This window comes from Pseudomonas sp. LARHCG127 (assembly GCF_052871455.1).
Genome location: NZ_JBIXJT010000002.1, coordinates 378894 through 391150 on the forward strand (window position 1 = coordinate 378894; position 12257 = coordinate 391150).

At 59.7% G+C, this 12257-nt stretch carries 10 protein-coding genes; 5 read left to right on the forward strand and 5 right to left on the reverse strand.

Annotated features, from left to right (window positions below; all coding sequences use genetic code 11):
• Positions 1–63: 63 nt before the first annotated feature.
• Positions 64–960, reverse strand: a complete 897-nt coding sequence (locus tag ACIPQ1_RS05090) for a homocysteine S-methyltransferase family protein (protein WP_411385992.1) — start codon at positions 958–960, stop codon at positions 64–66.
• Between the two features lie 113 nt (positions 961–1073).
• On the opposite strand from ACIPQ1_RS05090, the gene ACIPQ1_RS05095 reads away from it, so the two are divergent.
• From ACIPQ1_RS05095 to ACIPQ1_RS05105, 3 genes are all read left to right on the forward strand, one after another.
• A complete protein-coding gene (locus ACIPQ1_RS05095; RefSeq protein ID WP_250965138.1) occupies positions 1074–1895 on the forward strand; it encodes an ABC transporter substrate-binding protein in 822 nt (273 codons plus the stop codon).
• A complete protein-coding gene (locus ACIPQ1_RS05100) occupies positions 1892–2725 on the forward strand; it encodes an amino acid ABC transporter permease (protein WP_250965139.1) in 834 nt (277 codons plus the stop codon). The genes ACIPQ1_RS05095 and ACIPQ1_RS05100 overlap by 4 nt, the downstream gene beginning before the upstream one ends.
• Before the next feature lie 903 nt (positions 2726–3628).
• Positions 3629–5758 carry an autotransporter domain-containing protein gene (locus ACIPQ1_RS05105; RefSeq protein WP_446533698.1) on the forward strand — a complete coding sequence of 710 codons (2130 nt, stop codon included), beginning with the start codon at positions 3629–3631 and terminating at the stop codon, positions 5756–5758.
• A gap of 63 nt (positions 5759–5821) precedes the next feature.
• Here ACIPQ1_RS05105 and oadA read toward each other — a convergent pair whose 3' ends face one another.
• Complete coding sequence (oadA, locus tag ACIPQ1_RS05110; RefSeq protein ID WP_186710765.1) at positions 5822–7630, reverse strand: sodium-extruding oxaloacetate decarboxylase subunit alpha; 1809 nt, start codon at positions 7628–7630, stop codon at positions 5822–5824.
• A 12-nt stretch (positions 7631–7642) separates the two neighbouring features.
• On the reverse strand, positions 7643–9058 hold the full coding sequence (locus tag ACIPQ1_RS05115; RefSeq protein WP_003187105.1) for an acetyl-CoA carboxylase biotin carboxylase subunit: 1416 nt from the start codon (positions 9056–9058) through the stop codon (positions 7643–7645).
• A gap of 187 nt (positions 9059–9245) precedes the next feature.
• On the opposite strand from ACIPQ1_RS05115, the gene ACIPQ1_RS05120 reads away from it, so the two are divergent.
• Positions 9246–10208: a LysR family transcriptional regulator gene (locus tag ACIPQ1_RS05120; RefSeq protein ID WP_411385995.1), complete on the forward strand. Its 963-nt coding sequence runs from the start codon at positions 9246–9248 to the stop codon at positions 10206–10208.
• On the opposite strand, the gene ACIPQ1_RS05125 is transcribed toward ACIPQ1_RS05120, so the two are convergent.
• A complete protein-coding gene (locus ACIPQ1_RS05125) occupies positions 10150–10359 on the reverse strand; it encodes a PA3496 family putative envelope integrity protein (RefSeq protein ID WP_080675527.1) in 210 nt (69 codons plus the stop codon). The two genes, ACIPQ1_RS05120 and ACIPQ1_RS05125, sit on opposite strands and share 59 nt — an antisense overlap.
• 256 nt (positions 10360–10615) lie before the next feature.
• Positions 10616–11482, reverse strand: coding sequence for a transcriptional regulator HexR (gene hexR, locus ACIPQ1_RS05130; RefSeq protein ID WP_003187110.1), 867 nt, complete (start codon positions 11480–11482; stop codon positions 10616–10618).
• A gap of 443 nt (positions 11483–11925) precedes the next feature.
• On the opposite strand from hexR, the gene ACIPQ1_RS05135 reads away from it, so the two are divergent.
• On the forward strand, positions 11926–12240 hold the full coding sequence (locus ACIPQ1_RS05135) for a hypothetical protein (protein ID WP_250965143.1): 315 nt from the start codon (positions 11926–11928) through the stop codon (positions 12238–12240).
• The last annotated feature ends 17 nt before the right edge of the window (positions 12241–12257 follow it).

Genomic DNA, 12257 nt, shown 5'->3' on the forward strand with positions numbered 1-12257 from the left:
GTGAAAATCGTAAGCGGGGATGAACAGGTGGCCAGCCGATGCCTCGGCCAACCGCCACGCCACTCAACCCAATTGTTGCGCCAGGACGGCAATATGCTCCGGCCCGATTCCGCAGCAGCCGCCCAAGTGACTGGCCCCGCGCTTTTGCCAGTCCGCCGCCCATTGCAGATAACCCGGCGGATCCAGGTCCTCACGCAACGGGTCCAACCCGTCGTTGGCGGTCGCCTCCTTGGGCTGCGGCGGAAATGCGTTGGCGTAGGCACCGATGTGGATTTTCACGCCCAGGCGCTCGAACGTCTGCCGCGCGGCATCGATGGCCGCACCGATCACCTCCGGCTGGCTGCAGTTGAACAGCAGCGTCTCGACGCCCAGCTCCGCTGCGACTGCCGCGGCATCCGCCACGGGTTCACCGGAACGCAGGCGCGGCACTTCATCCGTGTCCTCGTCTTTCAAGGTGAACGATAGCCAGAATGGCTTGCCATCCTGCGGGATCCCGGCACGTATGGCTCGTGCCTCGACCGTTGAGCTTTGGGTTTCCGCCAGCCACAGGTCAACGTGGGGTGCCAGGCCCGCCACCAAGGGCGTCAGCAGTTCAGCGGCGCGAGACGCATCGAACAGATCGGGACGATAGGAGCCGAACAGCGGCGGCAGCGATCCGGCCACTCGTACGGCCTTGCCTGAAGCCTGCACAGCCCGCCGCGCCAGCTCACCGGCCAAAGCCGCCAGCGCCTGGCCTTCGGCGGCGAAACGCGCCTCACCGATATGGAACGGCACGACGGCGTAGCTGTTGGTGGTGATCACATTGGCACCGCTGGCGATGTAGGCCCCATGAACATCTTCCACGGCCCGGGGCGCTTCGCTCAGTGCCAGCGCCGACCACTCGGGTTGTCGAAACGGCGCGCCACGGCGTTGCAGTTCACGGCCCATGCCGCCATCGAGAATGACTGTTGCTACGCCCATATGCGATTCACTCATAAGCTTATGAAAAATACTCACTACCGGAGTTGTTCTTATAACTATTTAATACGCACCATTCAGAGAACTACAACTTATTTTTCTAACAGGGCCCTCACATGAAATTACAACCATTGCTGGCCCTGGGCCTTACGCTGCTGGCTGCCTCTCCGCAAGCGTTTGCCGGTGCCACGCTGGACCGCATCGAACAGAAAAAAGAGCTGGTTGGCGTGCTGATGGAAAGCTATCCGCCCTTCTCGTTCCTCAACGATCAGAACCAGCTCGACGGTTTCGATGTGGACGTCGCCAAGGCCGTGGCGCAGAAACTGGGGGTGAAGCTGCGCCTGGAAACACCGTCCTGGGACGTCATCGCGGCCGGTCACTGGAGCGGGCGCTATGACATCTGCATCTGCTCCATGACGCCGAGCAAGGCCCGCGCCGAAGTGTTCGACTTCCCGGTGCAGTACTACGCTTCGCCCGCGGTGATCGTGGTCAACGCCAAGGACGACCGTATCCACGGCGCCAAGGACCTGAGCGGCAAGAAAGTCGGCCTCACCAGCGCCTCCAGCTACGAGAGCTACCTGAACAAGAACCTGGTGATCGAAGGCGCCGAGGATACCCAACTGAGTTATCCGTTCGAGGAAGTGCAGATCGCTCCGTACGACACCGACAACGTGGCGTTCCAGGACCTGGGCCTGGGCGCCGGGGTGCGCCTGGACGCGGTGCTGACCAACCTGGTGACCGCCCAGCCGCGCCTGACCGAAGACAAGCGCTTCAAGCTGGCCGGCGATGCGCTCTACTCCGAACCGAACTCGGTGGCCATCGAAAAGGGCGACGCGCAGTGGGACAGCAAGGTGCGTGAAGTCTTTGCCCAGTTGAAACAGGATGGCACCTTGAGCAAACTCTCGCAGAAATGGATCGGCGCCGACATCACTCAATGACTTCTTTTCCACCCCCTCAGCCACCGCCATCGGTGGCTGAATCACGCCTGCAGAAAATCTTCGGTTTTCGCACTCGGCTGTACCTGACCTGGGCGGCGATGTTGGTGCTGTTCGCGAGTTTTTTCCTGAGCTTCGACCTGAAGTTCTCGATCATCCTCGACAAACTGCCAAACCTGCTGGGGCTGCATTTGGCCCCCAATGGCTTTTTACAGGGCGCGGTGCTGACGCTGTTCCTGTGCTTGTGTTCGATCGTAGCCTCATCGTTGCTGGGTTTCATCACTGCCCTGGCGCGACTGTCCAGCAGTGCGGTGGCCTTCGGCATCGCCAGCTTCTACGCGTCGTTCTTTCGCGGCACGCCGCTGCTGATCCAGATCTTGCTGATCTACCTGGGCCTGCCCCAACTGGGCGTGGTCCCTGGCGCCATCGCCGCCGGGATCATCGCCCTGTCGCTGAACTACGGCGCCTACCTGAGCGAAATCTTCCGCGCCGGCATCCTCGGCGTCCCCCACGGCCAACGCGAAGCCTCCCTCGCCCTGGGCCTGGGGGAAACCGTGATCTTCTGGCGCGTCACCCTGCCCCAGGCCATGCGCACCATCATCCCGCCGACCACCAACCAATTCATCTCCATGCTCAAGGATTCCTCGCTGATCTCGGTGATGGGGGTCTGGGAGGTGATGTTTCTGGCGCAGTCTTATGGGCGTTCCAGTTATCGTTATATTGAGATGCTGACTACGGCGGCGATTATTTACTGGTTGATGTCTATTGCGTTGGAGCTGATTCAGGCGCGGATGGAGCGACATTATGGGAAGGCTTATCTGAATAATCGTTGAGTTGGGGGTTTAAGGTTGGTGGGTATATCCGTTGCTGCGGTAACGGCGGCTGGCGGTTTCGCCCTTACGGCGAGTCACTTTCGAAAAGCCCGGAAGCCGGCCCAGTCGAAAGTAACCAAAGCGCTTCTGCCCCACCACTCGGTGCCTCGCTTAGGCTCGGCATGCCCTCACTCCGGCATTGCTCCGTGGGCCCGAGATCAACGTCCACCACGAGGCGGCCTGGTAGCCGACCTGGCTCTTGATGGGAACCGCGTTTCTCCTGTGGGAGCGAGCCTGCTCGCGAAGAGGCCGGCAAGCCCAGCATCCATATAACCGAACCATCGCCATCGCGAGCAGGCTCGCTCCCACATTCAATCTTCAGCGGACACAAAATTCATATCCAACACAGACCTCCTGTGGGAGCGAGCTTGCTCGCGATGAGGCCAGCAAGCCCAATATCCATGTGACTGAGCCACCGCCTTCGCGAGCAGGCTCGCTCCCACATTCAATCTCCAGTGAACACAAAATTCATATCCAACACAGCCCTCCTGTGGGAGCGGGCTTGCTCGCGAAGAGGCCGGCCCATCCAACATCCTCATCGACTGTGACACCGCCTTCGCGAGCAAGCCCGCTCCCACAGGAGAAACGCGGTTCCCATCAAGAACCCGGTCGGCTATCAGGCCGCCTTGCGGTGGACGTCGATCTCGGGCGCCCCGTTAACCATGTGTCCGGTCAGTACACTTCTGAAAGGGCCGTAGGGCAAAGCTCCGGACCATGAAAGCCAACGAACCAACACGCTGATCGCAGCACGAGCAGCCTACAAATTTCATCCGCCGAATCTTTCCCATGGCGAGGAGATGGCTGGCATCGCCGCACAGGGTGAAATTTTTAAAGTGCGACCTCTTTCATCAGAGGTCACATTCGATGCCTACCCAACACGTATTCCTGCCCCAACACCTCGCACTGGCAATAACCTTGGCGCTTGGCTGTGCCGAGGTTTCAATGGCTCAGTCAGTTACCGGAGAAGCCCGCCCCGTTGAAACGACCGCCAAGATGCAGGCGAGGCTCAAGACGTTCGCGGCGGCACCGGATACAAAGATCGAGAGGGTCACCGAAGTTCAGGAAGCGCCCCTGTCGATGGGCGACAGCGACGACCTGGTGATTGTCAGCAAGCAAGGCGATCTTTTCGGGCTTACTGACGGAGGCGGCGGGACTAATGTCCTGCAATTGGATATCGCCAAGGGAGGCGTGATCAATCAGATAAGTAACGTTACCGATCTGCATCTCAAGCAAGGCGAATGGTCCAGCGGCGTCGCTTTCAACGGTGCGAGCCTGGTCGACTCGAAGGCCAAGCTGACCAACACCGGTCAGATTGCGGGTGCGGTGCACGTGCTTGGTGTATTCGATAACCGGGGTACCGTGGCCGGTCCCGTGTTCGTTGGAAGAAACGCCACGTTCAGCGGCAACGGGACGGTCGACGCGCTGGATGTGACCGGCTTGATGAAGGTCGGTCCAGACGTTGGCGCCCCTTCGGTTACCCATGATCTCAAGCTACTCAAGAGCGCGACGCTGGTTTACGGAATTGACGCGGAAAAAGGCAGCGCCACGATTAAGGTTGGCGGTACCGCGACGCTGGGCAATGCGACATTGAAAATCCCCGCCATACCCGGTGAATTCGTCGACACGAACAGGCGAGTCGTGATCGACGCGGGTAAGGTGGTGGGGAAGTTTGGGAAGATCGAAAATGAGCTCGTCTTCCTGACAGCAACACCTGACTATACAGAAACAGAAGTAGGGCTGATTTTCGAACGTAACAACATTCCATTAAAAATTGCCGCGACCAACGAAAACGCTGAAGAGTTTGTAGAGAGTCTGCCTGGACCGAAACTGGCCAAACCAACGCCGCTGGAATCCGAGGCCACGGCTATGCAACCTCCGACCGTCGAGTCGCCAGCCGAACGTCCTGCATCAAAACCCACCGCATCTCCAATCGTTGCCAGCGCCAAACTAAAACCAGCGACCCAATCGACAGCCACCAAGCCAGCTCCAAAACCCAACGCCGCCATCGCTGCCCTACTCGGCACCAACATGGCCACAGCCGCCGATGCCATCGACCAACTGGGCGGCTACGACACTGCAGATCTAGGCAATGCCACCCTGAGCAGCGTCGCACCGATCAGCTCGGGAATGCTTTCCGCCATGAGCCTGAATACACCTGAGGGCGAACATGGCAACGGCCAGGTCTGGGTCCAGGCCATCGGAAACAACGGCAGCCTCGCCAAGCAATTGGGCAACTTTGCCCTCAAGCATTCCACCAAGGGCCTGATGCTGGGAACCGATTGGGCTGTCAGCTCCAATTGGCGGTTGGGTGTCATCGGCAGCAAGACCCAGACACGACTGGACAGCTATCAATTCGAGGGAGCGCTCGACAGTTGGCTCGTAGGCGCCTATGCCGTGCGCCAGGAAGGACCGCTGGCGCTGCGCCTGGGTGCCGTCCATGGCAGCCATGACGGCAGCACCAAGCGCCATGTCGCGTTCAATGGTTTCAAGGATCACCTCAAGGGTCGTTACGCCGCCACGACGCAACAGGTCTTTGGACAGGTTGGCTACAACCTGGACGTCGGTCATTTCGATATCGAACCCTATGCCCAAGTGGGTTACCAGCGCTATCAACGCGATGCCTATTCAGAAAAAGGTTGCGATGCTGCATTGCGGTACAACGGCCAGGCGCAGGAGCACTACAGCAGCGACCTCGGCCTGCGCCTCGCCCGCCCTTTTGTGTTCGACCAAGGCATGCGGTTGACACCACGCCTCGATGTCGGCTGGAAGCACCTATACGGCGACATCAGGGGCGGCTCCCATCAACGCTTGGTTAATGGCGGCAATACCTACACCATCAAAGGCGTCGAACTGGACCGTGACAGCTTGCTCTGGCAGGCAGGGCTAGATTTGGCCGTATCGCCACGTCATACCCTGGGACTGAATTACAGCGGCGAAACGGGCCAGGACAACCGTAACGGTGCGTTGATCGGGCAATGGCGGATGATGTTCTGACGGGCGAAAAAAAGGGGAGCACCTGCTCCCCCGAGGTAAAACATTGCATCGAGGCTGTTGGAATCAGCCTTCGATTTCGATCAGGATCTCGCCCGGGTTGACCCGGTCGCCCTTGGCCACATGAATGGCGGTGACCTTGCCGGCGATGGCCGCCTGGACTTCGGTTTCCATCTTCATGGCTTCGGTGATCAGCACCGCTTGGCCGGCTTTCACCACGTCGCCCTCCTTGACCAGGACATCGACGATGTTACCCGGCATGGTGGTGCTGACATGGCCGGGCGCAGTGGCTTGCTTGCGCTTGCTGCTGCCGCCGCCGACGAATTCATTGAGCGGTTCGAACACGACCTCTTCGGGCATGCCATCGATGGACAAGTAGAAGTGACGCTTGCCTTCGGCCTTGACGCCCACACCGGTGATGTCGACGCGATAGGTTTCGCCGTGCACGTCGATGACGAACTCGGTCGGCACACCTTCACCGCCCGCGGAGCTCACGCTGCCTGCCTCAGGAATTGGCAGCAGCACTTCCGGGGTCAGGGTGCCGGCTTCGCGCTCCTCGAGGAACTTGCGACCGATGTCCGGGAACATGGCATAGGTCAGCACGTCCTCTTCGGACTTGGCCAGTGCGCCGATTTCGCCGCGCAGCTTGGTCATTTCCGGCTTGAGCAAATCGGCCGGGCGCACGTCGATCACTTCTTCGCTGCCGATGGCCTGGCGACGCAGCTTCTCACTCACCGAGCCCGGCGCCTTGCCGTAACCGCCCTGCAGATAGAGCTTCACTTCGTTGGTGATGGTCTTGTAGCGCTCACCGGCCAGCACGTTGAAGAACGCCTGGGTGCCGACGATCTGCGAGGTCGGGGTCACCAGCGGCGGGAAGCCGAGGTCTTCGCGTACCCGCGGGATTTCCGCCAGCACTTCGTTCATCCGGTTCAGCGCGCCCTGCTCTTTCAGCTGGTTGGCGAGGTTGGAAATCATCCCGCCCGGCACCTGGTTGACCTGGACGCGAGTGTCCACCGCGGTGAACTCGCTTTCGAACTGGTGGTATTTCTTGCGCACGGCATAGAAGTACAGGCCGATTTCCTGCAACAGTTCCAAGTCCAGCCCGGTGTCGAACTCGCTGCCTTTAAGGGCCGCAACCATCGATTCGGTGCCCGGATGGCTGGTGCCCCAGGCGAAGCTGGAGATCGCGGTGTCAATGTGGTCAGCACCGTTTTCGATGGCCTTGAGTTGGCACATCGCGGCCAGGCCGGCAGTGTCGTGGGAGTGGATGAACACCGGCAACGATTGCTCGCTCTTCAGCGCTTTCACCAGCTCGCCAGTGGCATATGGGGTCAGCAGGCCGGCCATGTCCTTGATCGCCACCGAGTCGCACCCCATGGCTTCCATCTGCTTGGCCTGGGCCACGAACGCGTCGATGGTGTGCACCGGGCTGGTGGTGTAGGCGATGGTGCCCTGGGCGTGCTTGCCGGCAGCTTTCACCGCTTCGATAGCGACCCGCAGGTTACGCACGTCGTTCATCGCATCGAAAATGCGGAACACATCGATGCCGTTGACGGCGGCCTTGGCCACGAAGGCCTTGACCACGTCGTCGCTGTAGTGGCGGTAGCCCAGCAGGTTCTGGCCACGCAGGAGCATTTGCAGGCGCGTGTTGGGCAGCGCCGCGCGCAGTTGACGCAGGCGCTCCCACGGGTCTTCCTTCAGGAAGCGCACGCAGGCGTCGAAGGTTGCGCCGCCCCAGACTTCCAGCGACCAATAGCCGACCTTGTCGAGCTTGTCGCAGATCGGCAGCATGTCTTCGGTGCGCATGCGCGTGGCGAGCAGCGATTGGTGAGCGTCGCGCAGGATTGTGTCGGTAACGTGGATCTTCTTGGACATTGTCATGATTCCTTACAGGCCTGCGTGGGCGGCAATGGCGGCGGCGATGGCCAAGGCCAGCTCTTCGGGTTTGCGCTTGATCGAGTAGTTGGTCAGTTCAGGATGGCTTTCAACGAAGCTGGTGTTGAACTGGCCGCTGCGGAATTCCGGATTGCGCAGGATTTCCTGGTAATACGCGGCGGTGGTCTTGACCCCCTGCAGGCGCATGTCATCCAGGGCTCGCAGGCCACGGTCCATCGCTTCTTCCCAGGTCAACGCCCAGACCACCAGTTTCAGGCACATCGAATCGTAGAACGGCGGAATGGTGTAGCCGGTGTAGATCGCCGTGTCGGTGCGCACACCCGGGCCGCCCGGGGCGTAGTAGCGGGTTATCTTGCCGAAGCTGGGCAGGAAGTTGTTTTTCGGATCCTCGGCGTTGATGCGGAACTGCAACGCAAAACCCCGGTGCTGGATGTCTTCCTGCTTGACCGACAGCGGCAGCCCGGAGGCGATGCGGATCTGTTCGCGAACAATGTCGATACCGGTGATTTCTTCGGTGATGGTGTGTTCCACCTGCACCCGGGTGTTCATCTCCATGAAGTACACCTCGCCTTCGGCGAGCAAAAACTCCACGGTGCCGGCGTTCTCGTAGCCCACGGCCTTGGCCGCGCGCACCGACAGGTCGCCGATATAGGCGCGCTGCTCAGGGGTCAATTGCGGGCTCGGGGCGATTTCGATCAGCTTCTGGTTACGGCGCTGGATCGAGCAATCGCGTTCGAACAGGTGCACCACGTTGCCGAAACTGTCGCCCAGGATCTGCGCTTCGATGTGCTTGGGATTGACGATGCATTTTTCCAGGAACACTTCCGCCGAACCGAACGCCTTGGTGGCTTCGGAAATCACCCGCGGGAAGGCCTGTTCGAGTTCTTCACGGCTGTTGCAACGACGGATACCGCGACCGCCGCCACCAGAGGTGGCCTTGAGCATCACCGGGTAACCGATCCGATCACCTTCGGTCAGGGCCTCTTCGATGCCCGCCACGTTGCCTTCGGTGCCCGGCGTGACCGGCACACCGGCCTTGATCATGCTGCGACGCGCTTCGGTCTTGTCACCCATGCGGCGAATGACTTCCGCCGAAGGGCCAATGAATTTGATGCCGCGTTCAGCGCAGATGTCTGCCAGTTCGGCATTTTCCGAGAGAAACCCGTAGCCAGGATGCAAGGCATCACAGCCGGTTTCCACCGCCAGGTTCACCAGTTTGCGCGGGTTGAGGTAGCCGGCCAGCGGATCGGCGCCGATGCTGTGGGCCTCGTCCGCACGCTTGACGTGCAACGCATGGCGGTCCGCGTCGGAGTAGACCGCGACCGAGCGAATGCCCATCTCGGCGCAAGCGCGCACGATGCGGACGGCAATCTCACCACGGTTGGCGATCAGGATCTTTGTTATCAATTGGAGGTTCCCTTGAGCCGGTGATACCACGGCCTGGGATCCAGGCCGACGCGTGACCAGATGTAACAATTGGTCGCAGCTCCACACTAGTCCTGGCTGTGGATTAACAAAAATGAATAATTATTGGGTCATGCATAAGCAAAGACTTATAGTTGAGCTGCCCGTCCCACACCAGAGTACTTAAAAGATGCGTAAGTCGTTGATGCGTATGACATTGCGTCAATTGCAAATTTTCAACGAGGTGTGCGACCTGAGGTCCTACAGCCGTGCAGCCGACGAAATGTCTCTCACACAACCGGCCGTTAGCCTACAGATTCGATCTCTGGAAGAGCTGATTGGCCAGCCGTTATTCGAGTATGTCGGCAAGAAACTCTACATGACCGAAGCCGCCGAAGCCCTGCAACGTGCCAGCCGCGACATCTTCGGGCGCCTGGAAAACCTCGATATGCAGCTCTCGGACATGCAGGGTTCGCTGCAAGGCCAACTGAAGCTGGCGGTAGAGTCCAGCGCAAAATACTTCGTCCCGCATCTATTCGCCGCATTCAAGCGCCAGCATCCGGAGGTCAACCTCAACCTCACGGTGGTCAATCGCGGCCAGGTCATCCGCCGGCTCTCGGACAACCGCGACGACCTGGTGATCATGTCCATGGTGCCCCAGGACATGGGCCTGGAATTCCTGCCCTTTCTCAACAATCCGATCGTCGCCGTGGCGCCGCCCGACCATCCGCTGTGCCACCTGGGTCCGCTGCGCTTGCAGGACCTGGAGCCCTACACGCTGCTGTTGCGCGAGCCGGGGTCCGGCACGCGACTGGCCTGTGAGGAATATTTCAAGGAGAAACGGGTGCACTTCACCCAGACGCTGGAAGTGGCGTCGGCGGAAGCCCAGCGCGAATGCGTAGTGGCCGGGCTGGGCGTGGCGCTGCTGACACGTCACGCCGCGAGCCGGGAATTGTCGTCCGGCGCACTCATCGAGTTGCCGGTGGAGGAATTGCCGCTGTACCGCAGTTGGTGCCTGGTGCAGGCCAGGGCCAAGCGCCTGTCACCGGTGGCCCATGCCTTCCTGGCCTTCGTTCGCGGCGAGCGCGCTCAGATCATCGGCCTGGTTGAGCGTTTCGACGGGAAGCCGCCGGCGTTGCCTGCCAGTAATTGAACTCTACCGCGTCAGGAAACTCGCTGATCTCGGCCAGAAGCTGACGCTGTTCATAGCGGTCTTCGATTGCACGACGGAACGCCATGCGGCGCTGGTCTTCCTGCTGACGACGGGTTTTGACGGCGCTGCGTTCTTCGTAGGACTGGGTCATGTCGAGACTCCCAAGACGTATACGGGAGCTTTACGATGACGATGAGGGATGACGGTTTGGCGGCGCGTGCGTTACAGAACGATGAATTCAGGGGGAAATGACACTTTGTGGCGAGGGAGCTTGCTCCCGCTCGGCTGCGCAGCAGTCGCAAACCAGCCAATGCGGTGTATCTGGAAAAATCGTTGGGGGCTGCTTCGCAGCCCAGCGGGAGCAAGCTCCCTCGCCACAAAAGCCCCTCGACCTCAGGGCTTGGGATTCAGTCGTCCAGCGCCTTCACCGACTTGGGCGACAGCCGCAGGCTGCGAAGGCTGCGCTTCACGCTCTTGAGGTGGTTGACCAAGCTCGGGCCACGGGCCATGGCGACGCCCATCGCCAGTACGTCGATCACCACCAGATGGGCGATGCGCGAGGTTAGCGGCGTGTAGATCTCAGTGTCTTCATGCACATCGATGGCCAGGTTCACCGTGGACAGCTCCGCCAAGGGGGTCTGGCTCGGACACAAGGTGATCAGCGAAGCACCGCTTTCGCGCACCAGGTTCGCGGTGATCAGCAGGTCCTTGGAGCGCCCCGATTGGGAAATGCAGATCGCCACATCGGTGGGTTTCAAGGTCACTGCCGACATGGCCTGCATGTGCGGGTCAGAATAGGCTGCTGCCGTCAGCAGCAACCGGAAGAACTTGTGCTGGGCATCGGCCGCCACTGCGCCCGAGGCGCCGAAGCCATAAAACTCGACTCGCTGGGCCTGGGACATGGCCGTGACGGCTTTTTGCAACGCCACCGGGTCGAGCTTCTCGCGAACCTCCATCAACGTATGCAGGGTCGTGTCGAAGATTTTCAGGCTGTAGTCCGCCACTGAATCATCTTCATGGATCGCAAACTGACCGAAGCTCGCGCCGGCGGCCAGGCTTTGCGCCAGCTTGAGTTTCAGATCCTGGAAACCCGAGCAACCGATGGCCCGGCAGAAGCGCACGATGGTCGGTTCGCTGATGCCGACGCTGTGGGCAAGATCGGCCATGGAGCTATGCATCACGGCCGCGGGATCAAGCAGTACGTGATCGGCGACTTTCAGCTCCGACTTGCGCAGCAAGTGGCGTGACTGGGCGATGTGTTGCAACAGGTTCAAGGGGCTGGACTCTTGTTATGGGCAGATGCCGGGATGTAGCAAGCTTGTAGTTATACTACAAGAATTGGCGCTTTGCCCGTCCAAAACGTAACTGGATTGCCTCGCTGCCCCTTTGTTTTGGCCGAGGATTGCCCGATGTAGCAGCCTGGGCCGTAGCGCAAACCCTCTGCGCTGTCGATCGCCTGACTTCCTGACCCGGCCAGAGCTTCCAACGTAGGCAATAGCGCCTATTTCCAATGAGCCAAACATTCGATAACTTGCAGCCCTTAACAATATATATCCCTACAACCCTAGGCAGTAGCTCTCAAGCCAAAACCAAGTAGGCCATTGAAAGTTCATTTCTCCTTACAATCCCAACCGCCACTTAACTAACACCATCAAGTCAAAGCCGTTATATTGGCTCCCGCAGGAAGCAATCAACTTTAACTAAAGGAGTTACCACTATGAAAATCACAACTAAAGGTTGGACCGCACAAATCGATCGTATGCCGGGCACTGCATCTTTCCGCACCTTTGGCACCGTAACCGTAGCAAATTCCGGCGTTATCCCGACGCTGGTCCGGAGCGCCAATCAGGACAAATCTCTTGATCTACGATTGGAGTTGATACTTCAAAACTCCGACGGGGTTTCACTACAAGTGCTCACAGACAAGATTGTCGAATACAAAGAGCTGGGTGAATCCAACGTCACGGGCGTCAGTATTTTTTTCGAAGGCGAGTTGCTGCACCACATTGATGAAGTTCTAATCACCCACTAAGCATTCGCCCATAAACA

Coding starts and splice junctions, on each gene's coding strand:
- ACIPQ1_RS05090 (WP_411385992.1), bottom strand. CDS start 960: ATGGGCGTAGCAACAGTCATTCTCGATGGCGGCATGGGCCGTGAACTG.
- ACIPQ1_RS05095 (WP_250965138.1), top strand. CDS start 1,074: ATGAAATTACAACCATTGCTGGCCCTGGGCCTTACGCTGCTGGCTGCC.
- ACIPQ1_RS05100 (WP_250965139.1), top strand. CDS start 1,892: ATGACTTCTTTTCCACCCCCTCAGCCACCGCCATCGGTGGCTGAATCA.
- ACIPQ1_RS05105 (WP_446533698.1), top strand. CDS start 3,629: ATGCCTACCCAACACGTATTCCTGCCCCAACACCTCGCACTGGCAATA.
- oadA (WP_186710765.1), bottom strand. CDS start 7,630: ATGTCCAAGAAGATCCACGTTACCGACACAATCCTGCGCGACGCTCAC.
- ACIPQ1_RS05120 (WP_411385995.1), top strand. CDS start 9,246: ATGCGTAAGTCGTTGATGCGTATGACATTGCGTCAATTGCAAATTTTC.
- ACIPQ1_RS05125 (WP_080675527.1), bottom strand. CDS start 10,359: ATGACCCAGTCCTACGAAGAACGCAGCGCCGTCAAAACCCGTCGTCAG.
- ACIPQ1_RS05135 (WP_250965143.1), top strand. CDS start 11,926: ATGAAAATCACAACTAAAGGTTGGACCGCACAAATCGATCGTATGCCG.